General features: G+C 61.5%; 13 protein-coding genes. 6 read left to right on the top strand and 7 right to left on the bottom strand.

What is annotated here, in order from left to right; genetic code table 11:
* Positions 1–129: 129 nt before the first annotated feature.
* Complete coding sequence (locus ACYASU_RS11940; protein ID WP_463582913.1) at positions 130–855, bottom strand: 4'-phosphopantetheinyl transferase family protein; 726 nt, start codon at positions 853–855, stop codon at positions 130–132.
* Between the two features lie 687 nt (positions 856–1,542).
* Between ACYASU_RS11940 and ACYASU_RS11935 the strand changes: the two genes are divergently transcribed.
* The 5 genes from ACYASU_RS11935 (at position 1,543) to ACYASU_RS11915 (ending at position 7,067) form a co-directional block, all read left to right on the top strand.
* Positions 1,543–1,971 (top strand): hypothetical protein, encoded by a 429-nt coding sequence (locus ACYASU_RS11935; RefSeq protein ID WP_463582912.1) that lies wholly within the window; start codon positions 1,543–1,545, stop codon positions 1,969–1,971.
* A 139-nt stretch (positions 1,972–2,110) separates the two neighbouring features.
* Entirely contained in the window at positions 2,111–2,788 is a 678-nt protein-coding gene (locus ACYASU_RS11930) for a response regulator transcription factor (protein ID WP_133777011.1), read from the top strand.
* Positions 2,785–4,128, top strand: coding sequence for an ATP-binding protein (locus ACYASU_RS11925; RefSeq protein ID WP_346627566.1), 1,344 nt, complete (start codon positions 2,785–2,787; stop codon positions 4,126–4,128). The genes ACYASU_RS11930 and ACYASU_RS11925 overlap by 4 nt, the downstream gene beginning before the upstream one ends.
* A 298-nt stretch (positions 4,129–4,426) precedes the next feature.
* Positions 4,427–5,764 carry a dicarboxylate/amino acid:cation symporter gene (locus ACYASU_RS11920; protein ID WP_346627567.1) on the top strand — a complete coding sequence of 446 codons (1,338 nt, stop codon included), beginning with the start codon at positions 4,427–4,429 and terminating at the stop codon, positions 5,762–5,764.
* Between the two features lie 121 nt (positions 5,765–5,885).
* Positions 5,886–7,067: a CaiB/BaiF CoA transferase family protein gene (locus tag ACYASU_RS11915; RefSeq protein ID WP_463582911.1), complete on the top strand. Its 1,182-nt coding sequence runs from the start codon at positions 5,886–5,888 to the stop codon at positions 7,065–7,067.
* A gap of 328 nt (positions 7,068–7,395) precedes the next feature.
* Here ACYASU_RS11915 and ACYASU_RS11910 read toward each other — a convergent pair whose 3' ends face one another.
* Positions 7,396–7,890: a SprT family zinc-dependent metalloprotease gene (locus ACYASU_RS11910; protein WP_192172928.1), complete on the bottom strand. Its 495-nt coding sequence runs from the start codon at positions 7,888–7,890 to the stop codon at positions 7,396–7,398.
* A gap of 83 nt (positions 7,891–7,973) precedes the next feature.
* Complete coding sequence (locus tag ACYASU_RS11905; RefSeq protein WP_463582910.1) at positions 7,974–8,576, bottom strand: Yip1 family protein; 603 nt, start codon at positions 8,574–8,576, stop codon at positions 7,974–7,976.
* Positions 8,577–8,893: 317 nt separating this feature from the next.
* On the opposite strand from ACYASU_RS11905, the gene ttcA reads away from it, so the two are divergent.
* Complete coding sequence (gene ttcA / locus ACYASU_RS11900; protein ID WP_192172926.1) at positions 8,894–9,718, top strand: tRNA 2-thiocytidine(32) synthetase TtcA; 825 nt, start codon at positions 8,894–8,896, stop codon at positions 9,716–9,718.
* 215 nt (positions 9,719–9,933) lie between these two features.
* Here the strand turns inward: ttcA and ACYASU_RS11895 are convergent, their stop codons facing one another.
* The 4 genes from ACYASU_RS11895 to ACYASU_RS11880 all read right to left on the bottom strand — a co-directional run bounded on the left by ACYASU_RS11895 (position 9,934) and on the right by ACYASU_RS11880 (position 13,635).
* Positions 9,934–10,851, bottom strand: a complete 918-nt coding sequence (locus ACYASU_RS11895) for a dihydrodipicolinate synthase family protein (RefSeq protein WP_122622254.1) — start codon at positions 10,849–10,851, stop codon at positions 9,934–9,936.
* 355 nt (positions 10,852–11,206) lie between these two features.
* The gene (locus tag ACYASU_RS11890; protein ID WP_463582909.1) at positions 11,207–12,244 is read right to left on the bottom strand and encodes a trans-3-hydroxy-L-proline dehydratase; all 1,038 of its coding nucleotides are present in this window, start codon (positions 12,242–12,244) and stop codon (positions 11,207–11,209) included.
* 25 nt (positions 12,245–12,269) lie between these two features.
* Positions 12,270–12,992 (bottom strand): amino acid ABC transporter ATP-binding protein, encoded by a 723-nt coding sequence (locus tag ACYASU_RS11885; protein ID WP_065992809.1) that lies wholly within the window; start codon positions 12,990–12,992, stop codon positions 12,270–12,272.
* Positions 12,985–13,635, bottom strand: a complete 651-nt coding sequence (locus ACYASU_RS11880; RefSeq protein WP_282371234.1) for an amino acid ABC transporter permease — start codon at positions 13,633–13,635, stop codon at positions 12,985–12,987. The genes ACYASU_RS11885 and ACYASU_RS11880 overlap by 8 nt, the downstream gene beginning before the upstream one ends.
* Positions 13,636–13,645: the final 10 nt, after the last annotated feature.

Below are 13,645 nucleotides of genomic sequence, written 5' to 3'. Positions count from 1 at the left end.
TCAATTTGCGATTCTGTACGGAGATCGATTTATCAGGCCGACCTGGTAAAAGCACGGCCTGCCTAACGGCAGGCCGCTACCAGCCCGCACACAAAAAATCTGACAGTCCCTGTCCATTGGGCGCGGCCGTCACCCCCGAATCGCCACCAGACTCAACAGCTGCCCATCCTCCACGCTGAACTGCGCGTCCAGCTCCTTGCCGTTATGCCATTCCGCCGACAGATCAATTTTCAGCCGCAGCCGCGCGTTACCGTCGTCTGACCAATCCAGCAACTCGGCGTCCTCGAAATAGAAGCGCTTGAGCACGATGGGGTAGAGGGCCTTGAACAGGCTTTCTTTCAGGGAAAAGGTCAGGGTGACGACCTTGGCTGCTTCATGTTCTGGCCCGGCGTTCAGGCGCTGCATTTCTGCCGGCGTCAGAATCTCACCCGCCAGGCGCACGGCGCGCTCGTTGCTCATCAGCTGTTCGACGTCCAGGCCCAATCCGCGCCAAGCCGTTTTGCGCGCGACGATCGCGGCGGCCCAGCCGGTGCTGTGGGTGATCGAACCGGTGATGTCCTGCGGCCAGATCGGCGCGCGGTCCTCGCCAATGAGGGGGACGTGGGTGCGGCCGTCCAACTGGCGCATCGCCTCCCGCGCGCACAGACGACCGGCGAGGAATTCCGTCTTTCGCTTGGCCACCGAGCGCTGAATGGAAGCGGGCGGCTCGATGAGACAGCGCTGAAAATCGCCGTCGATGAGCTTTTGCGGATCGAACCGACTGCTCACCAACACCACCTCTTTGAGCGCCTGGGGCAAGGGCCAGTGAGCGGTGAGGGCAGGGCAACAGTCGGGCAGTGTCGGGGATCGAGTCATGCCCGGCATTCTGCCGGAACCGCGGTGTTGGGCGCAAAACTGGTTTGCGGGCAGGCAAACCGTCTTCGCGAGCAAGCTCGCTCCCACAATGGCCTGCGTTGCCCGGGATTTCAGCGTCATGCGCAGAACTGCATTCCAGCGAATGCAAAATCCAAGGTGAGCACAAAACCTGTGGGAGTCAGCTTGCTGACGAATGCGGTGAGTCAGGCGAGGTGGATGGCACAGGCAGAAAGCATTCGCGAGCAAGCTCACTCCTACAGGAGATGTGTGTTGCCCCGAGAGTTCAGGGGCACGCACAGAACCTGTGGGAGTCAGCTTGCTGACGAATGCGGTGGGTCAGGCGAGGTGGTTGGCACAGGCAGACCGCATTCGCGAGCAAGCTCACTCCTACAGGGGATGTGAGTTGCCCCGAGACTTCAGCGTCATGCACAGAACCTGTGGGAGTCAGCTTGCTGACGAATGCGGTGGGTCAGGCAAAGTCGATGGCACAGGCAGAAAGCATCGCGAGCAAGCTCACTCCTACAGGAGATGTGTGTTGCCCCGGATTTCAGCGTCATGCACAGAACCCGTGGGAGTCAGCTTGCTGACGAATGCTCTGGTCCAGTGCGTGTTCAGGAGGGGTTCAGCGCTGGCTGGGTATGCTCCAAACCGTACCCAACAAGGCGCCTGGCGCCGGAGGACCTGCTCATGCTGACGTTCAACAAGCTCTTTCTGGCGCTGGCGTTTCTTGGCAGCAGCGCGGCGGCGCAAGCGGCTGATGGCAATGCGGACGTGTCCCGCACCGATTTCGGCAAAAACACCGAGCGCGCCGACCGCATCAACGGCCTGCGCCGCAGCCTTGCCAGCAGCACCCAGGTCGGCAGCTGGAGCCAGACCTTCAGCCAGCAGCCCGTTGATCATCCCTACGCCGCCGGCTATGGAAATCTCACCGCCCGCGTCAACGGTGTGGGCGTTCAAACGGCCAATCTTCCGACCGCTTACGATCCACAGGCGTCCTTGCCAGGCACAACTAGACTGTTCGACACCCGCTTACCGGTCCGCGCCGTGCAGCAACCGCCTTCGCTGAGTCTGAGCGAGAGTCAGCACACCTATTTACCCGTCCACCACGTTTTATAAGCCAATTTTATAAGCCGCCAGCCTGTTTTTCGCGGTGTCTGGATTGCACAATCGCTGCCGGGCTCGTCACACTGCACGCGCTCGGCAGCGTCGTTGAAACTCTTGAAAAAAGAGGGTTGCCTTTGCCTGGGAGAGCGTCATGAAATTGCTGGTTGTCGAAGATGAAGCCCTGCTGCGTCACCACCTGCAGACCCGTTTGACCGAAAGCGGTCACGTCGTCGAAGCGGTGGGCAACGCCGAGGAAGCGTTGTATCAGGCGGGCCAGTTCAACCACGATCTGGCGGTCATCGACCTGGGCCTGCCGGGTGTCGGCGGTCTCGACCTGATCCGTCAACTGCGCGTGCAGAACAAGGCGTTCCCGATCCTCATCCTGACCGCGCGCGGCAACTGGCAAGACAAAGTCGAAGGCCTGGCCGCCGGCGCCGACGACTACGTGGTCAAGCCGTTCCAGTTCGAAGAACTCGAAGCGCGCCTCAACGCCCTGCTGCGCCGTTCCAGCGGTTTCACCCACTCGACCATCGTTGCCGGCCCGCTGAGCCTGGACCTCAACCGCAAGCAGGCGTCCCTGGACGAACAGCCGCTGGCGCTGACCGCCTACGAATACCGGATTCTCGAATACCTCATGCGTCACCACCAGCAAGTGGTGCCCAAGGAACGCCTGATGGAACAGCTGTACCCCGATGACGACGAGCGCGATCCGAACGTGATCGAAGTGCTGGTCGGCCGGCTGCGGCGCAAGCTCGAAGGGCCTGCCGGCTTCAAACCGATCGACACCGTGCGCGGCCTGGGCTACCTGTTTACCGAGCGCTGTACATGATCCGTTCGCTGCGCCTGCGTCTGATGCTGGGCGCCGCGACCTTGGCCGTCATCTTCATGCTCCTCATGCTGCCGGCGCTGCAAAGCGCTTTCAGCCTGGCGCTGGAAAGCTCCATCGAAAAACGTCTGGCGTCCGACGTCACCACGCTGATCTCCGCTGCCCGCGTCGAAGACGACCACCTGCTGATGCCGTCGTTACTGCCCGGCGAGCAGTTCGCCCTGCCCGACAGCCGCTTGCTCGGCTACATCTATAACCGCGCCGGCAAGCTGGTGTGGCGCTCCCGGGCCACCGAGGACGAAGCGATTGACTACCAGCCGCGCTACGACGGCCGCGGCAACGAATTCGCCAAGATCCGCCAACCCAACGGCGAAGAGTTCTTTGTCTACGACGTCGAAATCAAACTGCTCGGCGGGCGCAATGCCGCCTACAGCATCGTCGCCCTGCAACCGGTGCGCGAATACCAGGAAACCATCTCCGGCCTGCGCGAAAAACTCTACTTGGGTTTCGGCGGCGCGCTGCTGGTCCTGTTGATTCTGCTGTGGGGCGGGCTGACCTGGGGCCTGCGTGCGCTGCGGGGCATGAGTCAGGAACTGGATCAGGTCGAGGCCGGCTCGCGGGAAAGCCTCAGCGAAGAACACCCCAGCGAACTGCTGCGCCTGACCGACTCCCTCAACCGCCTGCTGCGCAGCGAACGTGAACAACGCATTCGTTACCGCGACTCCCTCGACGATCTCGCCCACAGCCTGAAAACCCCGCTGGCGGTGCTGCAAGGCGTCAGCGAGCAGATCGCCAAACGGCCGGAAGACCTTGAGCAGGCGCGGATTCTGCAATCGCAGATCGAACGCATGAGCCAGCAGATCAGCTATCAGTTGCAACGCGCCAGCCTGCGAAAAAGCGGGCTGGTGCGCTATCACGTGGCCCTCAAACCCGTGGTGCAGAGCCTGTGCAACACGCTGGAAAAGGTCTACCGCGACAAGCGCGTCAACGTGGTGCTCGACCTGCCGGACAATTGTCAGGTGCAGATGGAAGAGGGCGCCTTGCTGGAGATGCTCGGCAACCTGCTGGAAAACGCCTACCGGCTGTGCCTCGGTGAGGTTCGCGTGAGCTGGCGGTCATCGATGATGGGCGACGAGCTGTGCATCGAAGACGACGGCCCGGGCGTTCCGGAAAGCCAGCGCGCACGGATTCTCGAACGCGGCGAGCGGCTGGACACGCAAAACCCGGGGCAGGGCATCGGTCTGGCGGTGGTCAAGGACATCATCGAGAGCTACGGCGCGCGGCTCACCCTGGGCGATTCGGAACTGGGCGGCGCGGCGTTCCGCATCCAGTTCGCGATCTAACTTCGCCACTTGGCACTCCCATCAAGGCGGATACCCGCCAGTGTGGCGGACGATTTGCCGGCAAACGGCGGAAAACCGCCACCCTCTTTCGGCCAACGGGTCTATCGTTAACCAGCCGGTTCACGGAATCCGGGCCTGTCACACGATTTAACAACTCTGGCACGGTGCTTGCGATGCACTGGGCAGAGGTCTGCCGCGCGCAGCTCGACAAAAACAAATCCCTCCGAGCAGGAGGGTTCGCACTTTAGGCGTCTCTGCAACCGGAATGTTGCAGACCGATGCTCTTGAGGAAACTGCAATGACGACTCGTCAGCCCATCTATAAATCCCTGTACGCCCAGGTGATCGTCGCGATCATCGTCGGTATCGCCCTCGGTCACTGGTACCCCGAAACTGCCGTAACGCTCAAACCGCTGGGTGACGGGTTCATCAAACTGATCAAAATGGTCATTGCACCGATCATCTTCTGCACCGTCGTCAGCGGCATCGCCGGCATGCAGAGCATGAAATCCGTGGGCAAGACCGGTGGCTACGCGCTGCTCTACTTCGAAATCGTTTCGACCATCTCGCTGATCATCGGCCTGATCGTGGTCAACGTCGTCCAGCCGGGCGCCGGCATGAACATCGACGTGTCCACCCTCGACGCTTCCAAGGTCGCGGCCTACGTGACCGCCGGTAAAGACCAGAGCATCGTCGGCTTCATCCTCAACGTCATCCCGAACACCATCGTCGGCGCGTTCGCCAACGGCGACATCCTGCAAGTGCTGATGTTCTCGGTGATCTTCGGTTTCGCCCTTCACCGCCTGGGTGCCTACGGCAAGCCGATCCTGGACTTCATCGATCGCTTCGCCCACGTCATGTTCAACATCATCAACATGATCATGAAGCTTGCCCCGATCGGCGCGCTGGGTGCCATGGCGTTCACCATTGGTGCCTACGGCGTCAGCTCGCTGGTGCAGCTCGGCCAACTGATGCTGTGCTTCTACATCACCTGCTTGCTGTTCGTGCTGGTGGTGCTGGGTGCTATCGCCCGCGCCCACGGCTTCAGCATCCTCAAGCTGATCAAGTACATCCGCGAAGAACTGCTGATCGTGTTGGGCACGTCGTCGTCCGAGTCGGCGCTGCCACGCATGCTGATCAAGATGGAGCGTCTGGGCGCGAAGAAATCCGTCGTGGGTCTGGTGATCCCGACCGGCTACTCGTTCAACCTCGACGGTACCTCGATCTACCTGACCATGGCTGCGGTGTTTATCGCTCAGGCCACCAACACCCACATGGACATCACCCATCAGGTCACCCTGTTGCTGGTGCTGCTGCTGTCGTCCAAAGGTGCGGCAGGCGTGACCGGTTCCGGCTTCATCGTGTTGGCCGCGACCCTGTCTGCCGTGGGCCATCTGCCGGTTGCCGGACTGGCGCTGATCTTGGGCATCGACCGCTTCATGTCCGAAGCCCGCGCCCTGACCAACCTGTGCGGTAACGCCGTGGCAACCCTGGTTGTCGCCAAGTGGGTCGGTGAGCTGGACGTTCCGCAGATGCAGTCCGAGCTGGCTTCTGGCGGTCGTGCCATCGACAACACCGCGCCGACCGACGACCTGGGTGTGGCCGAAACTGCGCCTACCCCTGTTGTACGTTCGTGAGCTGCGTTCGTAACACGCGTCAGCGGTAAGGGTTGTTGAAAAAGCCTGTCTTCGGACAGGCTTTTTTTATGGGCGAATCGCACCTACTCTGAGTCACCCGCTGGCCATCTGAGAACGCCCCATGCACGGTCCGCTGTCATCGCTCAACGTCCTCGATTTTTCGACGCTGCTGCCCGGGCCATTCGCTTCGCTGCTGCTGGCGGACATGGGTGCCGAGGTGTTGCGCATCGAATCACCGACCCGCCGGGACCTGCTGCGCGAATTGCCGCCCCACGACCATGGCATCTCGGCCAGTCACGCCTACCTCAACCGCAACAAACGCAGCCTGGCGCTGGACCTCAAACAGCCTCAGGCCATCGAGGTGATCAAGCGACTGGTGGCGGATTACGACATCGTGTTGGAGCAGTTTCGGCCGGGCGTAATGGACCGGCTGGGGATTGGTTATGAGGCGTTGAAGGCGATCAATCCGCGGCTGATCTACGTCGCCATCACCGGTTACGGCCAGACCGGGCCCTACCGTGATCGCGCCGGCCACGACATCAATTACATGGCGGTGGCCGGGCTGGCCAGCCACACCGGGCGCCAGGACAGCGGGCCGTTGCCCTTGGGCGTGCAGGTCGCGGATGTGGCCGGCGGTTCGCTGCACGGGGTCATCGGTTTGCTCGCGGCGGTGGTGGCGCGTCATCAAACCGGGCAGGGCCAGTACGTCGACGTCAGCATGACCGATTGCGCGTTCAGCCTGAATGCCCTGGCCGGCGCGGGGTATCTGGCAGCCGGCGTTGAGCCCGATCGGGAGACGCAGATGCTCAACGGCGGCAGCTTCTACGATTACTACCGCAGCCGCGACGGCCGATGGTTTTCGGTGGGAGGGCTGGAGCCGGCGTTTCTCCACAGGATGTGTGCCGCGCTGGGACGACCGGAACTGGCGCGGCTTGGGCTCTCGTTTGCCGCCGAACAACAGGCCTCGCTCAGGCGTGAGCTGGAAATCGAGTTCGAGCGCCGCAGTTCTGATGAGCTGGAAGCGCTGTTCGCCGGGATCGATGCCTGTGTCGAGCCCGTGCTGAGTTTCTCCGAAGCCACGCAGCACCCGCACATTCAGGCGCGCCAGATGCTGGCGCAGGTGCCCCGCGGTGACGGCAGCGCTCAGGTGCAGATGGCCTGCCCGGTGAAGTTCTCAGAAGGACTGCCCGCGCCCCGGCACATCGGCGTGGCCGTCGGCGCGCACTCTGCGCAGGTGCTGGCCGAAGCGGGGTTCAGCGCGCAGGAGATTGAATCGATGAGTGAGGCGGGGGTGTTTGGGTGAAATCTGAAGGCCGGGTCAATCGAATGCCCCGGCCTCTCGTGCGCAACCTCAGTGGCTTTAACAAGGTACCGAGTCCACTCCAATCCTGTGGGAGCAAGCTTGCTCGCGAAGCCTTGCTGCAGCCCCTTGAGAAAATTGCTGACTGCCCTGGCCCCTTCGTCAGCAAGCTCACTCCCACAAGTCCAGCGGCGTTACCAAGATCCCGCGTCCACCCCGGTCACTCGTGCGCAACCTCAGTGGCTTTAACAAGGTCCCGAGTCCACTCCAATCCTGTGGGAGCGAGCTTGCTCGCGAAGACTTACTTGCAGCCACTTGAGAAAGCGGGCAATCACTCCACCCGCGTCTCGCCGCTGAACACCAGAATCTCCCGGCAGCGTTTGCACAGGTAGCGCCGGCCTTTGCGCACCAGCTTGTGGCGCTGGGCGGTGAACGGGAAATCGCTCTCCGGGCACGGGCAGCGGTAGATATAGCGGGTCACGCTGCGGCGCTGGATTTCGTAGGTGTGGCAGCGGTTGGGCGGGAGTTCGTAGACGCCGCGCATGATCAGCTGCCATTCCTCGCCGTGGGGTTGAATGGTGTCGCCAAACAGTTGATGTGCAACGAGGTGCGCGACCTCGTGGGGGACGGTCTGGCGCAGGAAGTCCTCGCGGTTTTCCAGGTACAGCTGCGGATTGAAGCGCAGCATGTTCTCGTGCAGATGTGCCACGCCGGCCTTCTGGCCGCGCAGTTTGACGCTCACGACCGGACGTTTGAAAGGGCGTTTGAAGAAATCTTCAGCTTGCTGGTAGCAGGATTCGACGCGGGTGTTGAGTGGTTCGAGCATGCTTCATCGGTCTCCAGAGGAGGCGAGTATGCCGCAAAGCTTCTGTGCCGCCAAAACCCAAAGCGCCGAATGGTCACCGGGTACTAACTGGTGAATTCAGGATCGATCCCCACGCCCCACAGCACCACCGTAAACGCCATGATCGCCACCAACACCACCAGCCCGACCGCCAGCACCGAGCTTGAGAACATGAAGCCTTCGTCCGGGTGCACGCCCATGAACACCGGCAGACCGACGTACAGCAGGTACACCGTGTAGCAGACCGCCGCCAGCCCGACCATCATCCCCAGCCACATGTGCGGGTACAGCGCGGCCAGCCCGCCGAGGAACAGCGGCGTCGCGGTGTAGGTCGCGAAGGCCACGCAGCGCGCCAGGCTGGGTGTCGCGTCATAGGTGCGCGCCATCCAGTGGATGAAGCCGCCCATGACGCCGACGCCGGCGAGCATGGCGATGTACGATATCAGCGCCATCCACACCGCGCTATCGCTGGTCAGCATGACCGGCGCGCGGTCGCCGATCTGCCACCCCACCTGGGTTGTGCCGATGTACGCCGACACCGCCGGGATCGCCGCCAGGATCAGCGTGTGGGTGAAGTACATATGGCCGATGCTTTCTTCACCTTCGCCGCGTATCTGTTGCCATTCCTGATCGGGGTGGGTGAACAGCCCCAAGACGTGATGGATCATGTCCGTTACTCCCGTGATGTGTGCCGCCGCTTCCCACGAAGCCCGACTGCAGATGCCGTCAGGACAAGGTCACAGTCGAGCAAGGGAAATGGCTGGGACCTCTCAGGTCAGTATAGAAAGCTGAGCACCCGTAAACCGGAGGCGTTAGAGCGATTGAGGCGTTCAAGGGCGCTGTTAATAGCGGTTGGCGATCAAGGGCCCTCCATATCGACGGTGGTTTCACCCGCGACAGCCATTACCCGACCCGGTCTTTTTTGCGTAAAATGCCGACCCTTTCCCCACGTCTCTTCCCACCACAGCGAGCGGATACCAGCGCCATGGGCACCCTTTCAGTCAATCAGAACAAACTGCAGAAGCGTCTGCGTCGGCTCGCGGGCGAAGCGGTGGCCGACTACAACATGATTGAAGAGGGCGACAAGGTGATGGTCTGCCTGTCCGGCGGCAAAGACAGTTACACCCTGCTGGATGTGTTGCTGCATTTGCAGAAAGTCGCGCCGATCAAGTTCGACATCGTCGCGGTGAACATGGACCAGAAACAGCCGGGCTTCCCCGAGCACGTCCTGCCGGCGTACCTGGAGCAACTGGGCGTCGAGTACCACATCGTCGAGAAAGACACCTATTCGGTGGTCAAGGAACTGGTGCCCGAGGGCCGGACCACGTGCTCGCTGTGTTCGCGTCTGCGTCGCGGCACGCTCTATACGTTTGCGGATGAAATCGGCGCGACCAAGATGGCGCTGGGTCACCACCGAGACGACATCGTCGAGACGTTTTTCCTGAACATGTTTTTCCAGGGCAGCATCAAGGCCATGCCGCCCAAGCTGCGCGCCGACGATGGCCGCAACGTGGTGATTCGTCCGCTGGCGTATTGCGCCGAGAAGGACATTCAGGCGTATTCGGACTTCAAGCAATTCCCGATCATCCCGTGCAACCTGTGCGGCTCCCAGGAAAACCTGCAGCGTCAGGTGGTCAAGGAGATGCTGCAGGAATGGGACCGCAAGACCCCCGGCCGCTCCGACATGATTTTCCGCAGCCTGCAGAACGTCCAGCCCTCGCAACTGGCGGACCGCAACCTGTTCGATTTCACCAACCTGCGCATTGACGAAACCGCCGCCTCACGGTTTGTGAATGTGGTGAATGTGTAGGGCTCGACGCGCGTTGAACCTGTTAAACCGCATTCCCGGCTAAAGCCGGTCCCACTAAACCGCGTTGAAACCGTGGAATCGCCTTCCCGGCTGAAACCCGGTCCCCGGCCGAATGCACGACCCTGTGGGACCGGCTTCAGCCGGGAAGAGGCCGGTCTTTACACCATAGATCTGCGCCGAAAAACGCAAATCCGTTCACCCTAAAACCGCAGGCATCACAATCCCACATCCGGCAACACCGGCTTGTTCGCCAACGCCGTCTTCATCAACTTCTCCACATATTCCCGATCACTGTCCGGCAGCGCCAGGCGGGGTGGGCGGGTGAGGGCGCTGCCGCGTTCCATGATTGCTTCGCACAGCTTGATGCACTGCACCAGGTCCGGACGCGCATCCAGGTGCAGCAGCGGCATGAACCATTCATACAGCGCCATCGCCTCGGCAAAACGCCCGGCCTTGGCCAGACGGAACAACGTCTCGCCCTCTTTCGGGAAGGCGTTGGACATCCCCGACACCCAGCCCACCGCGCCCACCGCAACGCTCTCCACCAACACATCATCGAGCCCGGCAAACAGCACGAAGCGGTCGCCGACTTCGTTACGCACGTCGATAAAGCGGTTGGTGTTGCCCGACGAATCCTTGAAACACACGATGGTGTCGCAGTCCGCCAGAGAGATGAGGATGTCCGGGGTCACGTCGTTCTTGTAGATCGGCGGGTTGTTGTAAACCATCATCGGCAGGTCGGTGGCGGCGGCCACGGTGCGGAAGTGGGTGGCGGTTTCGAAGGGCTTGGCCGAGTACACCAGCGCCGGCATCAGCATGATCCCGTCGGCGCCGGCTTTCTGCACCTCTTTGGCGACGGCGCTGGCGTTGGCGCTGGTGAACTCGGCGATGCCCGAAATCACCGGCACGCGCCCGGCCGAGGCGTCTTTGGCGGCTTCCACCAGGCTGATCTTTTCAGCGACGCTCAACGAGGTGTTTTCCCCCACGGTCCCGCAGATCACCAGTCCCGACACGCCATCGCGCACCAAATTGGAAATGACTTTATGGGTGGCCTCCAGATTGAGGGAGAAATCGTCGTTGAATTGGGTGGTAACGGCAGGGAAGACCCCGCTCCAGGACACGGACTGGCTCATGATTGACTCCTGATTGGATAAAGGTATTTCGTATACGTTCTAGTTTGGGCGTATGACGCCCGGTCGTTTGGTGTTCCAACGGTGTTTCAGATAGTTCCTAATTCATGTGGGACATCGTTGGTGCAGACACCGCGCTGTCCCGCAGAAAACACAGTCCTTGTGGGAGTGAGCTTGCTCACGAAGGCGTTGTGTCTGCGATGGATGTGGTGACTGACACCCTGCATTCGCGAGCAAGCTCGCTCCCACAGGTTTTGCATGCGTCCATCCAAATCGGTTGTGCATTCATCCAGAAAAAATCGGTTTTGCATTCCTTCAGATAAATCGGTTTCGCATTTATTGAAAGCAGCCGCAGCATTTACAGCTTCAACCCCACTGGCCAGGTATCACTCAACTTGTACCCCTCTGGCCACGGATCGCTCGGGTCGAGCATGTGCTGGTGCGTGCCGGTGATCCACGCCCGCCCGGACAGGCTCGGGATGATCGCCTTGCGCCCTGCCACCTCGGTCTCGCTCTGGATCTTGCAGTGAAACTCGGAGCCAATAATTGAACGCCCGATAAACCGGTCGCCCACCTTCAGCTGACCCTTCGCATGCAACACCGCCAGCCGTGCCGAACACCCGGTGCCGCACGGCGAACGGTCGATTTTGCCGGGACGAATCACCACCGCGTTGGCCGCATTGGCCACGCCGCCGTCAAAACTCACCGGCGCGGCGATCTGGCAAAACGAAATGTGATTCCAGTCCTTGTTCAACGGATGGCTGAAACCCAGTTGCTCATTGGCGGCCTTGGTGATTTTCAGGCCGGTGTCCACCAGGTCCTTCGCCTCATCGGCGGTCAACGAAAAGCCCAGCTTGACCGAATCGACGATGGCAAAACTGTCGCCGCCATAGGCGGTATCCACCTGAATCGACCCCAGCCCCGGCACCTCGATCCACACGTCCAGCTGGTCGGCAAACGACGGGTGGTTGTGCACCTCGACGCTCGTCACCTTGCCGTCGCGGCACTGGGCAATCGCTTCGATCAGACCGCCCGGCGCCTCCAGGATCAAGCGGGTTTCCGGCTCGGTCATCGGCAGAATTCCGCTGTCCAGGAGCACCGTCGCCACGCACAAGGAGTTGGAGCCAGACATCGGCGGCACGTCGGCCGGTTCCATGATGATCCAGCCCATTTGTGCTTTCGGGTGCTTGGGAGGCACCAGCAGATTGACGTGACGGAACACCCCGCCGCGCGGCTCGTTGAGCATGAAATTGCGCAGGACGTTGTCCTTCTCGATCCAGCGCGACTGCTCCCAGATCGTGTCGCCCGGCGGCGGCGCAACCCCGCCGACAATCACATCGCCCACCTCACCTTCAGCGTGACAACTGACCACATGAATCACTTTCGTTGAGCGCATGACCTAAGGCCCTCCTGAAATGGCTCTAGTTGATTGATCGCAAAAAATCCGCCGTCTCCGGCCGTTGCGGGTTGCCGATCACCTGATCCGGCGTGCCGATCTCGTGCACCAGCCCGTTGCGGAAAAACGCCACGCGGTCGGACACGTCCCGGGCGAAGCGGATTTCGTGGGTCACCAGAATCATCGTCATGCCGTCTTCGGCCAGCATGCGCATGGTGTCCAGCACCTCGCCCACCAGTTGCGGATCGAGGGCCGACGTCGCTTCGTCGAACAGCATGTAATCCGGCGACATCGCCAGCGCCCGGGCTATCGCCATGCGCTGTTGCTGCCCACCCGACAACTTGCCGGGAAACACCTTCAGCTTGTCGCCCAGCCCGACATGGGTCAGTTGCTTGACCGCCAGCGCTTCGGCTTCGGCCTTGCTTTTGCCCAGCACCGTGCGCGGCGCCAGCATCACGTTTTCCAGCACCGTCAGATGGGGAAACGCGTTCCACTGCTGAAACACAATGCCGATCTTCTGCCGCAGTTTGTTGATGTCCGTGCCCCGGGCATGCACCTCGGTGCCATCGACGCGAATGCTGCCGCTCTTGATCGATTCCAGCCCGTTGATGCACATCAGCAGCGTCGACTTGCCCGAGCCCGAACCGCCGATGATCGACACCACTTCGCCCTTGTTCACCTGCAGGCTCACGCCCTTGATGACCTCAAGCTCGCCGAATGACTTGTGCACGTTGTCGATCTCAATCATTTTCCTGCCACCTCGTTTCCAGCCGGGCGCCCAGGCGAGCGACCACCAGACTCATGACGTAATAAATCAGGCCGGCGATGCATAGCACCAGCAGCGGCTCCTGAATGCGCGTGACGATGGTTTGCGAGGCGCGCAGCAGTTCGACGATGCCGATCCACATCACCAGCGCGGTGTCTTTCATCACCCCGAGCAGCAGGTTGATCCAGCCGGGAAACGCCACGCGGGTGGCCATCGGCATGACGATCTGGCGCAGGTCCTGCCAGTACGTCAGGCCCAGGGAGCGGCTGGCGCGGCGCAACGTGAGCGGCACCGACAGCACGCCGCTGCGCACGATCTCCGTGCAATAAGCGGTGACATACAGCCCCAACACCACGCAGGCCACGGCGAAGGCGCTCCAGTTCAGGCCGACGATGCTTTTCAGCGCGTTGAACAGGACGAACTGAATCAGCAACGGCACGCTGCGGAACACGTCCAGCACCCATGCCAGCGGAATCGTGCTGCGCGGCAGGAGGGCGCGGGCCATGCCGCAGACCACCCCCGCCAGCGTGCCGATGATCATCGACACCACGGTCAGCAAAATCGTGACCCAGGCGCCCTGAAGCATGAATTGCAGGTCGTTCCAGGTGAACGTGCTCTCGAACATGCTCATCTCC

The sequence above is a fragment of the Pseudomonas sp. HP_12 genome (genome assembly GCF_055283955.1).
Note: the sequence above shows the minus strand (reverse complement) of the source record. Positions and strands in the feature narration are given on the sequence as shown.

Coding starts and splice junctions, on each gene's coding strand:
- ACYASU_RS11940 (WP_463582913.1), bottom strand. CDS start 855: ATGACTCGATCCCCGACACTGCCCGACTGTTGCCCTGCCCTCACCGCT.
- ACYASU_RS11910 (WP_192172928.1), bottom strand. CDS start 7,890: ATGCTCGAACCACTCAACACCCGCGTCGAATCCTGCTACCAGCAAGCT.
- ACYASU_RS11895 (WP_122622254.1), bottom strand. CDS start 10,851: ATGAGCCAGTCCGTGTCCTGGAGCGGGGTCTTCCCTGCCGTTACCACC.
- ACYASU_RS11885 (WP_065992809.1), bottom strand. CDS start 12,992: ATGATTGAGATCGACAACGTGCACAAGTCATTCGGCGAGCTTGAGGTC.
- ACYASU_RS11925 (WP_346627566.1), top strand. CDS start 2,785: ATGATCCGTTCGCTGCGCCTGCGTCTGATGCTGGGCGCCGCGACCTTG.
- ACYASU_RS11915 (WP_463582911.1), top strand. CDS start 5,886: ATGCACGGTCCGCTGTCATCGCTCAACGTCCTCGATTTTTCGACGCTG.
- ACYASU_RS11930 (WP_133777011.1), top strand. CDS start 2,111: ATGAAATTGCTGGTTGTCGAAGATGAAGCCCTGCTGCGTCACCACCTG.
- ttcA (WP_192172926.1), top strand. CDS start 8,894: ATGGGCACCCTTTCAGTCAATCAGAACAAACTGCAGAAGCGTCTGCGT.
- ACYASU_RS11890 (WP_463582909.1), bottom strand. CDS start 12,244: ATGCGCTCAACGAAAGTGATTCATGTGGTCAGTTGTCACGCTGAAGGT.
- ACYASU_RS11920 (WP_346627567.1), top strand. CDS start 4,427: ATGACGACTCGTCAGCCCATCTATAAATCCCTGTACGCCCAGGTGATC.
- ACYASU_RS11935 (WP_463582912.1), top strand. CDS start 1,543: ATGCTGACGTTCAACAAGCTCTTTCTGGCGCTGGCGTTTCTTGGCAGC.
- ACYASU_RS11880 (WP_282371234.1), bottom strand. CDS start 13,635: ATGTTCGAGAGCACGTTCACCTGGAACGACCTGCAATTCATGCTTCAG.
- ACYASU_RS11905 (WP_463582910.1), bottom strand. CDS start 8,576: ATGATCCATCACGTCTTGGGGCTGTTCACCCACCCCGATCAGGAATGG.